Origin of the sequence: Neobacillus sp. CF12, assembly GCF_030348765.1 — a bacterium.
GTDB lineage: Bacteria > Bacillota > Bacilli > Bacillales > Cytobacillaceae > Neobacillus.
This window is the reverse complement of record NZ_JAUCEU010000007.1, coordinates 2,051,629-2,066,495: the sequence shown is the minus strand read 5'-3', so window position 1 is coordinate 2,066,495 and position 14,867 is coordinate 2,051,629. Positions and strand designations below refer to the sequence as shown.

Here is a 14,867-nt window from a genome sequence, read left to right as displayed (position 1 = left end):
CTTGTATTGAACAAGCTTGGCAAATTATAGTAAGAATAACGGTTTATTACAATGGAAATGATGTAAAATAACCGGATGAATGTTTACATATAGTATAAGAAGAAATTAGAAATTATAAGGAGGTCATTCAATGGATTCAACTGCAGAAAAAATTACGAACATGCAGGGGTACAAACTCCATGTCATTGAAACAGATAAATATAAAACAAATACCTTTGTTTGGAAAATGAAAGCTCCCTTAACAAAGGAGGATGTAACCAAACGAGCCCTGCTGCCTCAAGTATTACAAAGTAGTTCTGCTAATTACCCGACAACTACTGCATTGCGCTCTTATTTAGATGAATTGTATGGTGCAACACTGTTTATTGACTTAGCCAAAAAAGGTGAATACCATATAGTCAGTTTCACGCTGGAAATCGCCAATGAAAAGTTTTTAAGTGATTCCACTCCTTTATTAAAAAAAGGGTTTGAACTACTTGCAGAGGTTTTAACTAAACCGAATTTATCTGGAAATGCATTTGATCAAGATACAGTGAACAAAGAAAAGAGATCTTTAAAACAAAGAATTCAATCCGTATATGATGATAAAATGCGGTATTCAAATGTCCGACTCCTTGAAGAAATGTGTAAAGGTGAGCCGTACGCTCTTCAAGTGAATGGTGAAGCAGAGGATGTAGAAGGAATTACGCCAGAAACGTTATTCGATTATTATCAAAAAGCTTTTTCCGAAGACGAAATGGACCTTTATGTAATTGGTGATGTAAAGGAAGATGAGGTGAAAAGCCTCGCCAATGAACTTTTGAAATTCGCAGAGCGCACACCGAAAAAAATTGAAACTACAAAGGTTGAGAAAAAGGAAAAAGTCCATGAAATGAAAGAAGAGCAGGATGTAAAGCAAGGAAAACTAAATATAGGTTACCGAACAAATATCGTCTATGGTGATTCCGACTATTTTGCTCTTCAATTGTTTAATGGCATTTTTGGAGGTTTTTCACACTCGAAATTGTTTATCAATGTCCGCGAAAAGGCTAGTTTAGCCTATTATGTCTCAAGCAGGCTCGAAAGCCATAAGGGACTCATGATGGTAATGTCAGGGATAGACTTAAAGAACTATGATCAGGCAGTAGGCATTATTCGCGACCAATTAGAAGCCATGAAAAAAGGCGATTTTTCTGATCAGGAATTAGTTCAAACAAAAGCAGTTATTCGAAATCAGATTCTTGAAACCATTGATACCTCTAGAGGATTAACGGAGATACTTTACCATAACGTTGTGGCTGGCAAGGATATTAAACTTGAGCAGTGGATTACGGATATGGAAAAAACAACAAGCGATGAAATCATGGCAGTTGCCAACAAGATCGAGCTTGATACCATCTACTTCTTAACAGGAACGGAGGCGGTAAAATAATGGAGAAAATTAATTTCGACCAACTCCAGGAAGAACTTTACCACGAAAAGTTACCCAATGGGTTAAATGTATATATTTTACCTAAAAAGGGATTTAACAAGACATTTGCCACATTTACAACAAAATACGGATCGATTGATAATAACTTTGTACCTTTAGGGAAAGAGGAATATGTAAAGGTACCGGATGGGATTGCTCATTTTCTTGAGCATAAGCTCTTTGAAAAAGAAGACGGAGATGTCTTTCAACAGTTCAGCAGGCAGGGGGCATCTGCAAACGCCTTTACATCCTTTACCCGGACAGCATATTTATTTTCCAGTACTTCGGATGTAGAGAAGAACCTGAAAACGTTAGTTGATTTTGTTCAAGATCCTTACTTTTCGGAAAAAACGGTTGAAAAGGAAAAAGGAATTATTGGTCAAGAAATCACCATGTATGACGATAATCCGGATTGGCGTCTCTATTTTGGCCTGATTCAAAATCTATATCAAAACCATCCGGTAAAGATTGATATAGCAGGTACAATAGAATCAATCTCCCATATCACAAAAGACTTGCTTTATGAATGCTACAATACTTTTTATCACCCAAGCAATATGTTGTTGTTTATTGTTGGCCCAGTGGACCCCACGAAATTTATGGACCAAATCAGAGATAACCAACTGAAAAAGGTATACGAAGACATGCCAGAAATTAAGCGTAAGTTTGAAGATGAACCTGTACATGCAGCCCAGCAGAAACAAGTCCTAGAGATGAATGTGCAAACCTCTAAATGTTTAATAGGGATGAAAGCACTTCACGTAGATCAATCGGGAGCTGAGTTGTTAAAGAATGAGTTAACAATGAATGTACTCCTAGATTTGATGTTTGGAAAAAGTTCAGACAATTATACTCAACTTTATAATGATGGTCTTATTGATGAAACTTTCTCTTATGACTATACACAGGAACAGGGATTTGGCTTTGCGATGATTGGCGGGGATACTGAAAATCCTGAAAAATTAACTGATCAACTTAAAGACATGTTATTTCAAGCGAAAAACGGAACCACTTTTACAGAAGAGCAATTAGATAGGGCAAAAAAGAAGAAAATTGGGGGATTTTTACGTGCTGTGAATTCACCCGAGTATATTGCAAATCAATTCACAAGATATGCCTTTAATGACATGAATTTATTTGATGTTGTTCCTACATTAGAGAAAATCACCTTAAATGATGTTAAAACGATGGCGTCAGAAGTTATTTCGGAAGAGCGTTTCTCAGTATGTCAAGTGATACCAAAGAAATAATGTGTAAGCGTCGCTAGCCGGCGCTTTTCTTTTCGTTTATAGTAGGAGTAGTTTATTGAGAAAGAGTGAAGCACGTGGGAAAATATGCATTAATCACGGGAGCAAGCGGCGGGATCGGGCAAGCGGCTGCCTTAAAGTTAGCGTCTTTGGGGTATCATTTATATTTACATTTTAATCAAAATGAAAAATCAATAAAAGAATTATTAGCACAAGTCAAACCCTTTGGCGGAGAATACATAACGATTCAAGCTAATCTAGAGGATCCTGAGGGATACAAAAAGATTTGTTCGCAAATTTTCTCCCTCGATGCGATTATTCATTGTAGTGGAAATAGCCATTATGGTCTCCTGGTGGATACCAATCAACAGGAGGTAGAATCGATAATGAGGGTTCATGTTACGAATCCATTATTGATTACAAAAGAATTGTTGCCAAAGTTAGTGAAAAAACGATCAGGAAATATCATCCTTATTTCTTCCATTTGGGGTCAAACTGGCGCAGCTTGTGAAGTTGCCTATTCGACTGCAAAAGGGGCGCAAATTTCATTTGTAAAGGCCTTAAGCAAAGAGGTCGCATTAAATGGAGTGCGTGTGAATGCGATTGCACCTGGTGCCGTTGAGACACCTATGATGGGGCAATTCTCAGAGGAGGATAAACAGTTGCTTCAATATGAAATCCCAATGGGCAGACTGGGTCTTCCAGAGGAAATTGCTAATGGTGTAAAGTTTCTGCTTTCAGACGATTCTTCATATATAACAGGCCAAGTTCTTTCAATTAATGGCGGTTGGTATACATGAATTATACATAATATTTTATGAATAATAACCCTCATAACAAAGCAAAATAACACTGTACAACATAAAGGAGGGTTTAATATGTCTGTTTTAGATAACTGGAAACAATGGGAAGACTTTCTTGCTGACCGCCTTCATCAAGCACAAAATGAAGGGATGAGCGAAGGTGCTATAAGTGCGCTTGCATTACAAATTGGTGATTATCTATCTGAACAGGTTGAGCCTAAAAACGAGCAGGAGAGAATCCTGGCAGACTTATGGTCTGTGGCAGACAAGGAAGAGCAGCAAGCAATTGCTAACATTATGGTTAAATTAGTTCAAAATAATGGTAGTCGCTAAGAGAGAGGGTTAACCTCTCTTTTTTTGCATTTTTGAAGCAAAACATATTAAATGGGTATTGAACTTGTTTTTGCTTTCATCTTCAATCGAAATCATATATTATTATGGATAGATAAGGAATGAAAATTTTGTCGTTTACGCTTAGGAGGTTTTTTATGGAGAAGAAAGAGTGGTATTTAGAATATGAGATTCAAAAAAACCGTCCTGGTTTATTGGGCGACATTTCTTCATTACTCGGGATGCTGTCGATTAATATTGTAACGATTAACGGAGTAGATGAAGGTAGACGTGGGTTATTGATTTTAGTAAAAGATGATAATCAAATTAAACGGTTAGAGTCAATTTTAAATACAATGGACACAATAAAAGTAATTAAGATTAGGGAACCAAAACTACGTGACAGGCTGGCAGTTCGTCATGGGCGGTACATACAACGTGATGCTGATGATAAAAAGACATTCCGATTTGTTCGAAATGAACTTGGGGTATTAGTTGATTTTATGGCTGAATTATTTAAGCAGGAAGGACACAAACTGATAGGGATTCGTGGGATGCCTAGGGTAGGGAAAACAGAGTCTGTAGTTGCAGCGAGTGTCTGTGCCAATAAACGGTGGCTATTTGTTTCTTCCACTCTTTTAAAACAAACCATACGGAATCAGCTGATTCAAGATGAATACAACGAAAACAATTTGTTCATTCTTGACGGAATTGTTTCAACCAAACGTGCAAGTGAGCGGCATTGGCAACTTGTACGAGAGATCATGCGTTTACCTGCGGTTAAAGTGGTCGAACATCCTGATATCTTTGTTCAAAATTCTGAGTATACCCTGGATGATTTTGACTATATTATCGAATTAAGAAACGATGCTGATGAAGAAATTACATATGACATTGTTGACCAAAATAACTTATTCTCTGGCTCTGATTTTGGAGATTTTGGATTTTAATAATTGGAAGGTGTTAACTGGTGACTGAATTAGGTAATCGACTAAAAGAAGCGCGATTAGCCAAAGGGTTAAGCTTAGAGGATTTACAGTCAATCACAAAAATACAAAAGCGATATTTAATAGGTATTGAAGAAGGCAATTACTCTAGCATGCCAGGAAATTTTTATGTCCGTGCTTTTGTAAAGCAATATGCTGAAGCTCTTCAACTTAATCCCGATGAAATTTTTGAAACATATAAAAGTGAAATACCTGCAACTCACAATGAAGATTTACCAGAACAATTGTCTAGAGTAAAAACCCGAAAGACTGTAACAGAAGGATCATCGAAAATATTCGATATTATCCCAAAAGTCTTGATAGGGGTCTTTATTATTGGTGCTGCTGGTGTGCTGTATTATTTTGTTGTTAATAACGTTGGTGACAAAGCGAATGATATCATTAATAAGAAAGATGAACCCGTTAAATTTGTTCGCTCTGAGAATCTAGACAAAGCAGATGAGACAAAAAAAGAAGAAACAAAGGATACTGAAGAAGAAAAGAATGATGAACAAAAGACTGTTGAGGAAACTCCGATTGTAGAAACGCCTAAACAAGAATTAACTGCCGTACAAAGCAGTGGAGAAAACTCAACCTATGATTTGAAAAATGCAGAAAAATTTGTTGTGAAACTGGTTTCAACAGGGAAAACATGGATAAATGTTAAAAATAGCAGTGGTGTATCAAAGTTCCAGGGGTTATTATCAACCACTGATATACAAAGTAAGGAAGTAGATTTAACGGGAGAATCGAAAGCAGTCATTGTTGTTGGTAATACGGTCGCGACAGAGATTTACGTAAATGACCAAAAGCTTGAGTATGCAATCACACCTGCTGATGAGGTTCTTCAGAACATAACGATTCAATACGTTCCGAAGAACGAATAGTCATCCAGTGATGACTATTTTTCTTCTATTAATACTTGGAGGCAAAACAATGAATGTACCAAATCAAATAACGATATCAAGGATACTATTAATTCCTATTTTCTTGATAATTATGCTTGCCCCTTTTGATTGGGGAAACATGCACCTCTTGGGAGCTGATCTTCCGGTTACTCATTTTGTTGGCGCACTAATCTTTATTTTTGCTTCTTCGACAGATTGGGTAGATGGCTATTACGCCAGAAAATATAATCTTGTTACAAATATGGGGAAATTTCTCGATCCGCTAGCTGATAAGTTACTTGTATCTGCTGCATTGGTCGTCTTAGTTGATTTAGGATATGCAGCGTCTTGGATTGTTATTGCAATTATAAGCAGAGAATTCGCAGTTACCGGTCTTCGTCTCTTACTCGTAGAAGGTGGAGAAGTGGTAGCGGCCAATAACCTTGGGAAAATCAAAACCTGGGCACAAATAATCGCAATTTCTGCACTTTTATTACATAATATTATTTTTGAAATGATTGGATTTCCATTTGATGATCTAGCATTATGGGTTGCATTGATTTTTACTATCTGGTCAGGATGGGATTATTTTGCGAAGAATATGCATGTTTTTAAAAATTCTAAATAGAACTTGGGGTAACGGATAATGAATGCAGAAATTATTGCTGTTGGTTCTGAATTACTACTAGGTCAAATCGTTAATAGTAATGCACGATTTTTATCGCAACAACTCGCTGGACTTGGCATTAATGTTTTTTTTCATACAGTGGTTGGTGATAATTCTGACCGATTAAGGTCTGCGATTGAAATCGCAGAAAAGCGCTCTAATTTGATTATTTTTACCGGCGGACTTGGGCCGACAAAAGATGATTTAACGAAGGAAACAATTGCCCGCCATATAGGGAAAAATCTCGTAATGGATCAAGAGGCATTAGAATCTATTGAACTTTATTTTAAAAAGGGAAATAGGGTAATGACTGAAAATAATAAGAAGCAGGCCCTTGTTTTAGAAGACTCTACTATCCTGCCAAATCATCATGGGATGGCACCGGGTATGATGGTCGAGAAGGGTAATTGCGTATATATGCTACTGCCAGGCCCTCCGAAAGAAATGGAGCCCATGTTTTTGAAATTCGGTACTTCCGCTTTGTCAAAACAAGTGAAAACAGATGAGAAAATAGTTTCTAGAGTGTTGAGGTTCTTTGGAATCGGAGAGGCTTCACTAGAAACAGAAATTGTTGATTTAATAGAGCAACAAACTAATCCAACAATTGCGCCCCTTGCCGCAGATGGAGAATGCACGTTACGGTTAACCGCAAAGCACCAAGACTTGCAAACAGCAGAAGTAATGCTTGATGAAGTTGAGGGTAACATTAAGGCGCGAGTAGGGCAGTTTTTATATGGTTATGACAATACTTCGTTGGTAGCTGAGTTAGTGAAAGTCTTAAAGGAAAATAAGTTGACGATATCGGCTGCAGAGAGTTTAACAGGAGGATTGTTTCAACAAGAACTAACGAGTGTTCCAGGTGTTAGTTCCGTCCTTAAGGGCGGGGTTGTTTGTTACACGAATGAGGTAAAGGAAAAAGTCTTGGGAGTTAAAAAAGAAACAATTGAAAAGTTTGGGGTAGTTAGTAATGAGTGTGCAAAAGAACTATCTGAAAATGTTGCGGCCTTAGTATCTGCTGATATAGGGATTAGTTTCACCGGTGTTGCTGGACCTGATGAAATGGAAGGCAAGCCTGTTGGAACAGTTTACATTGGGATTTCGATTAGAGGACAGCAAACAGTGGTTAAAAAGCTAGAACTTGGCGGAACAAGAGAAGCAAACCGAAGCCGTTCGGTAAAATATGGCTGCTATTATTTACTAAAGCAATTGCAAGAATCACAGAAAGCTAACTAGCTCTCTGTGATTTTTTTATCCTAAAACTTTACTCTCAGATAAGCAAATTTACTCTCGCATAACGGAAAATACTCTCGGATAAGCGAATTTACTCTCGCATAAAGGAAAAATACTCTCGGATAAGCAAATTTACTCTCGCATAACGGAAAATACTCTCAGATAAGCAAATTTACTCTCGCATAACGGAAAATACTCTCAGATAAGCAAATTTACTCTCGCATAACGGAAAATACTCTCGGATAAGCGAATTTACTCTCGCATAAAGGAAAAATACTCTCGGATAACCAAATCTAACTTACTAGGAAAAAGACTGATAATAGATAATAAAGGTAAATTAGAAATCAAAAACTGTTGAAAATGGTTTAAATATGTGGGAAATTACCTATTATTACATGATTATTTGCCCCAAAAAAGTCGAATGAATGTTCGTTTTTTTGCTGTACAAAAGACTAAAAAGAGGTTATATTATTAATAGGATTTAAATTATAGATTTTGGCTATTAACTTTTTGGTTTATATATAAGGGAGGAACTAGTAGTGACTGATCGTAAAGCTGCCTTAGAAATGGCGCTAAAACAGATTGAAAAGCAATTCGGTAAAGGCTCCATTATGAAAATGGGAGAAAAGACAGACACAAGAATTTTAACAAGTCCTAGTGGCTCATTAGCTGTAGATTCAGCACTTGGCGTTGGCGGATATCCTCGCGGACGGATTATTGAGATATACGGCCCAGAGAGCTCTGGTAAAACAACAGTTGCCTTACATGCAATTGCAGAAGTACAAGCTGCAGGCGGACAAGCAGCGTTTATCGACGCTGAGCATGCCCTGGATCCAGCTTATGCACAAAAACTTGGAGTAAACATCGATGAGCTATTGTTATCCCAACCTGACACTGGGGAACAAGCGCTAGAAATCGCAGAAGCACTTGTACGTAGTGGTGCAATTGATATTCTAGTAGTCGATTCCGTTGCAGCATTAGTTCCAAAAGCAGAAATTGAAGGAGAAATGGGAGATTCCCATATGGGTCTTCAAGCACGCTTGATGTCTCAAGCACTCCGCAAACTTTCTGGTGTCATTAACAAATCCAAGACAATCGCAATCTTTATCAACCAGGTTCGTGAAAAAATTGGTGTCATGTTTGGGAACCCCGAGACGACCCCTGGTGGTCGTGCGTTGAAATTCTACTCTACAATCCGTGTTGAAGTACGCCGTGGTGAAGCTATTAAACAAGGTACTGATGTAGTCGGTAACAAAACAAAGATTAAAGTTGTTAAAAATAAAGTTGCACCTCCATTCCGTACGGCAGAAGTAGATATTATGTATGGTGAAGGAATTTCTAAAGAGGGCGAGATCATTGATATTGGCTCTGAATTAGATATCGTTCAAAAGAGCGGTTCCTGGTATTCATATAATGAGGAAAGAATTGGTCAAGGCCGTGAAAATGCGAAGACTTTCTTAAGAGAAAATCCAAGTATTCGTCTTGAAATTCAGCAAAAGATCCGTACACATTTCGGATTAGATGGTGAAAAGATTGTTACTGAAGCTGATGACGATGATCAGTTCGAATTAATAGACTAAAGTGAAAAAGAGCGAAACCTGATTAGGTTTTGCTCTTTTTTGTAAAATGCATAATTATTAAACTCTATGAATTTTTATACATCGAAAGTGATTTTGTGAATTGTAAAAATATGAACAAAGTCTAAATATTTCAAAAAGCTAGCAGGAGTTACCCTTGACAATGAATATGCACACATTTACAATTAACATGTATATTTTACATTTTTGTTAATATTACAATGAAAAGCCTGGTGCTTGCTGTATGTTGAACCAAACCAATGTACATGCCGACACTTAAAAAAGTGTAACAAAAAGTTCATAGCAAGAGGAGGTGTAACGATGGAACCTATTACTATCATCTCCATTTTGCTTGGCATTATCGTCGGTGCCGTTGTTGGCTATTTTGTTCGTAAATCCATTGCTGAGGCAAAAATAGCAGGTGCAAAGAATGCTGCAGAGCAGATTCTTGAAGATGCAAAGCGTGACGCTGATTCATTGAAAAAAGAAGCTTTGCTTGAGGCAAAGGATGAAATTCACAAACTTCGTACAGAAGCCGAACGTGAGGTTCGTGAACGAAGAAATGAACTGCAAAAACAAGAAAACCGTTTACTGCAAAGAGAAGAGAATTTAGATCGAAAAGATGAATCGTTAAATAAACGAGAAATTCTATTAGAAAAGAAGGATGATTCTCTTAACCAAAGACAACAGCATATTGAACAGATGGAAAGCAAAGTGGACGAGTTGGTACGAACACAACAAACTGAACTTGAACGTATTTCGAGTTTGTCTCGTGAGGAAGCTAAGACAATCATTATCGATAAAATGGAGCAGGAGTTAACCTATGACACCGCGATAATGATTAAGGAAAGTGAAAATCGCGCGAAAGAGGAAGCAGACAAGAAAGCGAAGGAAATCTTATCGCTAGCAATCCAGCGTTGCGCTGCTGACCATGTTGCGGAAACGACTGTATCTGTAGTCAACCTTCCAAATGATGAAATGAAAGGTCGTATTATCGGCCGTGAAGGAAGAAATATCCGTACACTAGAGACACTTACTGGAATTGATTTAATTATCGATGATACCCCAGAGGCAGTTATTCTATCAGGCTTCGACCCAATTCGACGAGAAACAGCTCGATTGGCGCTTGAAAAGTTAGTCCAAGACGGACGTATCCATCCTGCACGTATTGAGGAAATGGTCGAAAAATCTCGTCGCGAAGTAGATGAGTATATCCGTGAAGTAGGTGAACAAACGACCTTTGAAGTCGGTGTTCATGGATTGCATCCGGACCTAATTAAAATCCTTGGACGCTTAAAGTTCCGTACAAGTTACGGACAAAACGTTCTTAAGCACTCAATGGAGGTTGCTCAGCTTTCGGGCTTACTTGCAGCTGAACTTGGTGAGGATGAAACGCTGGCACGCCGTGCAGGTCTCTTGCACGATATCGGAAAAGCAATTGACCATGAAGTCGAAGGAAGCCATGTTGAAATTGGTGTCGAGCTTGCGACTAAATACAAGGAACACCCTGTTGTTATCAATAGTATAGCATCACACCATGGTGATACGGCACCAACATCAACCATTGCGGTTCTAGTGGCTGCTGCTGATGCATTATCGGCTGCAAGACCAGGAGCACGTAGTGAAACTCTAGAAAACTATATCCGCCGCTTAGAAAAGCTGGAGGAGATTTCAGAGTCTTATGATGGTGTTGAGAAATCCTTTGCCATTCAAGCAGGTCGTGAGGTGCGTATTATTGTAAGACCTGATGCGGTTGATGATTTAGCCGCACATCGTTTGGCTCGAGATATTCGGAAACGAATAGAAGAAGAGCTTGATTATCCAGGACATATTAAAGTAACAGTCATTCGTGAAACACGGGCTGTGGAATACGCAAAATAAGCGGTGCTCTTAGCACCGCTTTATTTTTTTGACAATGTTAAAATCATTGTTGATTTTAGTGCAGGTATGAGAATGAATAGGCGGAGAATTTCCGGCTAATGTATATAGAAAGAGCTTAAGGAGCAGATATAAGCGGAGATATTCCGGTTAACTGCTCTAAATAAGTCAAAATCCAACGATTTTTGGCAGCTAACCGGAAAAACTCCGCTTATTTTTAAGGAAATTTGGGTATTTTCCAATTTAGCCGGAATTTTTCCGTTTATTTTTAATACACAGTAAAATCAATAGCATAGTTTAACACATTCTTTGAAAATGTAAGCTTACGATTAAATAAAATAAAAGTGTGATACAATTCATAGTATATTAACGCATTACGAAAGGATACCACATGAACTTATTATTTATTGGAGATGTTGTAGGCTCGCCAGGCCGTGATATGGTAAAAGAATATGTACCGAAGATAAAAGATAAATATCGACCTAATTTTACAATTATTAATGGTGAGAATGCTGCAGGCGGCAGAGGGATTACCGAAAAGATCTACCGTGAGTTTTTAGGTTTCGGAGCACAAGCTGTAACCCTCGGAAACCACTCGTGGGATAACAAGGAGATATTTGAATTTATCGATAGCGCAAAAAATTTGGTACGCCCAGCCAATTTTCCTGAAGGTACTCCTGGCAAAGGACTAGCATTCTTTAAAGTAAATGACATCGAAGTAGCTGTAATCAATTTACAGGGACGCACCTTTATGCCTCCTCTGGATTGCCCTTTTAAGAAGGCGGATGAATTAGTGGAGTTGGCGCAGGAAAGAACACCATTTATTTTTGTAGATTTCCATGCAGAAGCAACAAGTGAAAAACAAGCAATGGGCTGGTATTTGGATGGCAGAGTTTCTGCAGTCGTTGGAACACATACACACGTGCAAACAGCAGATAGCCGTGTTTTACCGGGCGGCACAGGCTATTTAACGGATGTAGGGATGACAGGTCCTTATGATGGCATTCTGGGTATGGAAAGAGAGGCAGTAATCACAAAGTTTCTTACAAGCCTTCCAGTAAGGTTTGAGGTGCCAAAAACAGGACGAAACCAGCTAAGTGGTGTCTATATGGAACTGGACAGAAAAAGCGGTAAATGCAAGAAAATGGAAAGAATATTAATAAATGAAGATAATCCATGGTACTCGTAACCTTCCAGTCTTGGAGGGTTATTCTTTTTTGTTGGTAATTTACCACTTTTTTTGTCCAAGCCGGAATATGTCATTTGAAAAATGAATATAGTAGCAGTGGAATCTTATATACCTGATTTGCTCATGAAACTGCTCATGCCAGGATCGGGATTATACAAGGGGGAGCTAGCAATGGAAATATTAAAAGTTTCAGCAAAATCTAATCCTAATTCTGTAGCTGGTGCACTTGCTGGAGTTCTGCGTGAAAGAGGTGCAGCAGAAATACAGGCAATTGGTGCAGGTGCATTGAATCAGGCTGTTAAAGCAGTAGCGATTGCAAGAGGATTCGTGGCACCTAGCGGAGTAGATTTGATTTGCATCCCTGCGTTCACTGATATTCAGATTGATGGTGAAGAACGCACGGCCATAAAGCTTATTGTTGAACCAAGATGAAAGAGATAGAATCAAAGATGTGAAGGAAAATAAATGAATTAATTTAACCTGCTTACATGTAAGCAGGTATTTTTATTTTCAAATTAAGAAAAAAATATTATACTAGAATATACGAAAACGTTTTCTGTTATAAAAATAAAGACAAATATATATTACGAGATTATTTAAGAACTGCGTTATGATAGCGTTTTTAATGCATTTCTTTGTATCCAGTAAATGTCAAATTTTAAATTATAAAAAAATATTCATATTTTAGACAATATTTCGTTCGAAAGGGTTGCAATTTTTTGTTTTCAGGTCTAGAATTGTAAGCGTTTAGTACATCTCGTCAATTCATATTATCTAATCTTTAATGCTTTAAAAGATTAAATTATAGTGAATAACTCGGAATTGTGCTACACTATTAGTGATTTATAAAATATATTTTTTACATATCCAAAGGGGTGTAAGTCATGATCAATCAACTTTCGTGGAAAGTTGGCGGACAACAAGGGGAAGGTATTGAAAGTACAGGGGAAATATTTGCTATTGCATTGAATCGCCTCGGTTATTACTTGTATGGTTATCGTCACTTTTCATCTCGTATTAAAGGCGGTCATACAAATAACAAAATCAGAGTAAGTACGACAGAAGTTCGTTCAATCTCTGATGATCTTGATGTTCTTGTCGCTTTTGACCAAGAAACGATCGATTTAAACTACAAAGAGTTACACAGCAAAGGTGTAATCCTTGCAGATGCAAAATTCACACCTAAGAAACCAGAAGATACACAAGCATCATTGTATGCGGTTCCATTTACAGAAATTGCTACTGAATTAGGAACTTCTCTAATGAAAAACATGGTAGCCATCGGTGCTACATCTGCTGTATTGAATCTTGATATTAATGTTTTTGAAGAAGTAGTTCAAGAGATTTTTGGTAAAAAAGGTGCTCAAGTCGTTGCGAAAAACATGGATGCCATTAGAGCTGGCTTTGATTATATGAAAAAACAGCTTGTAGATGGTGTTGAAATAATGGAACTTGAAAAAGCTGATGGCAAGAAGCGTATGTTCATGATTGGAAATGACGCGATTGCATTAGGTGCAGTTGCTGCTGGCTGCCGTTTTATGGCTGCTTACCCTATCACACCAGCTTCTGAAATAATGGAATATTTAATTAAAAAGCTTCCAGCTCTTGGAGGTACAGTTATTCAAACAGAAGATGAAATTGCTGCTTGTACAATGGCAATCGGTGCAAACTATGCTGGTGTTCGTACAATTACGGCATCTGCTGGCCCAGGTTTATCATTGAAAATGGAAGCAATTGGTCTTTCAGGTATAACTGAAACTCCGCTTGTTGTTGTTGATACACAGCGTGGTGGTCCATCTACAGGATTACCAACAAAGCAAGAACAGTCAGATTTAATGGCGATGATTTATGGAACACATGGAGAAATCCCTAAGATCGTTATGGCTCCAAGTACTGTAGAAGAGGCTTTTTATGATACAACTGAGGCATTTAACCTTGCTGAAGAATATCAATGTCCTGTAATTGTTCTTACAGATCTTCAACTCTCTTTAGGTAAGCAGACAGTTGAACCTTTAAGTATGGATAAAGTAGAAATCAGACGTGGAAAGCTTGTTACTGATGCAATTCCTGAGAGTGAAAATAAAGCATATTTCAAACGTTATGAAGTGACAGCAGATGGAGTTTCTCCACGTGTAATTCCTGGTATGAAAAATGGTATTCACCATGTAACAGGTGTTGAACATGATGAAACTGGAAAACCGTCTGAATCGGCTTTAAATAGAAACGCTCAAATGGACAAGCGATTCCGTAAAATTGAAAATATTCGTTTCAATACACCGGTATATAAAAACACTAAGCATGAAGATGCTGACGTTTTACTAGTTGGATTTAATTCAACACGAGGTGTAATTGAGGAAGCTATGGTTCGTTTAGAAAAAGAAGGAATGAAAGTAAATCATGCTCATATTCGTTTGATTCACCCATTCCCAACGGACGAAGTATTACCACTTGTTCGTTCAGCAAAGAAAGTAGTGGTTGTTGAAAACAATGCTACTGGTCAATTGGCAAACATTATAAAAATGAATGTTGGTCATGCTGAAAAGATTATTAAACATTTAAAATATGACGGTAATCCGTTCCTACCACACGAAGTATATACAAAATGTAAGGAGTTGTTCTAATC

Annotated in this window: 13 protein-coding genes; all 13 read left to right on the top strand. The window is 37.7% G+C overall.

Features of this window, described 5'->3' with window-relative positions:
• The first annotated feature begins 130 nt into the window (after window positions 1-130).
• Window positions 131-1,411, top strand: a complete 1,281-nt coding sequence (gene yfmF / locus QUG14_RS09610) for an EF-P 5-aminopentanol modification-associated protein YfmF (protein WP_289340292.1) — start codon at window positions 131-133, stop codon at window positions 1,409-1,411.
• Complete coding sequence (gene yfmH / locus QUG14_RS09605) at window positions 1,411-2,700, top strand: EF-P 5-aminopentanol modification-associated protein YfmH (protein WP_289340291.1); 1,290 nt, start codon at window positions 1,411-1,413, stop codon at window positions 2,698-2,700. Before yfmF ends, yfmH begins: the two co-directional genes overlap by 1 nt.
• A 74-nt stretch (window positions 2,701-2,774) precedes the next feature.
• Window positions 2,775-3,497 (top strand): elongation factor P 5-aminopentanone reductase, encoded by a 723-nt coding sequence (gene ymfI / locus QUG14_RS09600; protein ID WP_289340290.1) that lies wholly within the window; start codon window positions 2,775-2,777, stop codon window positions 3,495-3,497.
• A gap of 78 nt (window positions 3,498-3,575) precedes the next feature.
• Window positions 3,576-3,833: a DUF3243 domain-containing protein gene (locus QUG14_RS09595; protein ID WP_179602315.1), complete on the top strand. Its 258-nt coding sequence runs from the start codon at window positions 3,576-3,578 to the stop codon at window positions 3,831-3,833.
• Window positions 3,834-3,988: 155 nt separating this feature from the next.
• Window positions 3,989-4,780: a DUF3388 domain-containing protein gene (locus QUG14_RS09590; protein WP_289340289.1), complete on the top strand. Its 792-nt coding sequence runs from the start codon at window positions 3,989-3,991 to the stop codon at window positions 4,778-4,780.
• A gap of 20 nt (window positions 4,781-4,800) precedes the next feature.
• On the top strand, window positions 4,801-5,703 hold the full coding sequence (locus QUG14_RS09585) for a helix-turn-helix domain-containing protein (RefSeq protein ID WP_289340288.1): 903 nt from the start codon (window positions 4,801-4,803) through the stop codon (window positions 5,701-5,703).
• 49 nt (window positions 5,704-5,752) lie between these two features.
• Window positions 5,753-6,331, top strand: coding sequence for a CDP-diacylglycerol--glycerol-3-phosphate 3-phosphatidyltransferase (pgsA, locus tag QUG14_RS09580; protein ID WP_289340287.1), 579 nt, complete (start codon window positions 5,753-5,755; stop codon window positions 6,329-6,331).
• An 18-nt stretch (window positions 6,332-6,349) separates the two neighbouring features.
• Window positions 6,350-7,603, top strand: coding sequence for a competence/damage-inducible protein A (locus tag QUG14_RS09575; RefSeq protein ID WP_289340286.1), 1,254 nt, complete (start codon window positions 6,350-6,352; stop codon window positions 7,601-7,603).
• Between the two features lie 536 nt (window positions 7,604-8,139).
• Window positions 8,140-9,180 carry a recombinase RecA gene (gene recA, locus QUG14_RS09570; RefSeq protein ID WP_289340285.1) on the top strand — a complete coding sequence of 347 codons (1,041 nt, stop codon included), beginning with the start codon at window positions 8,140-8,142 and terminating at the stop codon, window positions 9,178-9,180.
• Between the two features lie 318 nt (window positions 9,181-9,498).
• On the top strand, window positions 9,499-11,058 hold the full coding sequence (gene rny, locus QUG14_RS09565; protein WP_289340284.1) for a ribonuclease Y: 1,560 nt from the start codon (window positions 9,499-9,501) through the stop codon (window positions 11,056-11,058).
• 388 nt (window positions 11,059-11,446) lie between these two features.
• Window positions 11,447-12,244, top strand: a complete 798-nt coding sequence (locus tag QUG14_RS09560; RefSeq protein WP_289340283.1) for a TIGR00282 family metallophosphoesterase — start codon at window positions 11,447-11,449, stop codon at window positions 12,242-12,244.
• Between the two features lie 171 nt (window positions 12,245-12,415).
• Window positions 12,416-12,676 (top strand): stage V sporulation protein SpoVS, encoded by a 261-nt coding sequence (gene spoVS / locus QUG14_RS09555; protein ID WP_003181955.1) that lies wholly within the window; start codon window positions 12,416-12,418, stop codon window positions 12,674-12,676.
• Between the two features lie 452 nt (window positions 12,677-13,128).
• Window positions 13,129-14,865 carry a 2-oxoacid:acceptor oxidoreductase subunit alpha gene (locus tag QUG14_RS09550; protein ID WP_289340282.1) on the top strand — a complete coding sequence of 579 codons (1,737 nt, stop codon included), beginning with the start codon at window positions 13,129-13,131 and terminating at the stop codon, window positions 14,863-14,865.
• The last annotated feature ends 2 nt before the right edge of the window (window positions 14,866-14,867 follow it).

Excerpts from the sequence above, each read along its gene's own strand:
- yfmF (WP_289340292.1), top strand. The coding sequence starts at position 131 with ATGGATTCAACTGCAGAAAAAATTACGAACATGCAGGGGTACAAACTC.
- yfmH (WP_289340291.1), top strand. The coding sequence starts at position 1,411 with ATGGAGAAAATTAATTTCGACCAACTCCAGGAAGAACTTTACCACGAA.
- QUG14_RS09595 (WP_179602315.1), top strand. The coding sequence starts at position 3,576 with ATGTCTGTTTTAGATAACTGGAAACAATGGGAAGACTTTCTTGCTGAC.
- QUG14_RS09590 (WP_289340289.1), top strand. The coding sequence starts at position 3,989 with ATGGAGAAGAAAGAGTGGTATTTAGAATATGAGATTCAAAAAAACCGT.
- pgsA (WP_289340287.1), top strand. The coding sequence starts at position 5,753 with ATGAATGTACCAAATCAAATAACGATATCAAGGATACTATTAATTCCT.
- QUG14_RS09575 (WP_289340286.1), top strand. The coding sequence starts at position 6,350 with ATGAATGCAGAAATTATTGCTGTTGGTTCTGAATTACTACTAGGTCAA.
- rny (WP_289340284.1), top strand. The coding sequence starts at position 9,499 with ATGGAACCTATTACTATCATCTCCATTTTGCTTGGCATTATCGTCGGT.
- QUG14_RS09560 (WP_289340283.1), top strand. The coding sequence starts at position 11,447 with ATGAACTTATTATTTATTGGAGATGTTGTAGGCTCGCCAGGCCGTGAT.
- spoVS (WP_003181955.1), top strand. The coding sequence starts at position 12,416 with ATGGAAATATTAAAAGTTTCAGCAAAATCTAATCCTAATTCTGTAGCT.
- QUG14_RS09550 (WP_289340282.1), top strand. The coding sequence starts at position 13,129 with ATGATCAATCAACTTTCGTGGAAAGTTGGCGGACAACAAGGGGAAGGT.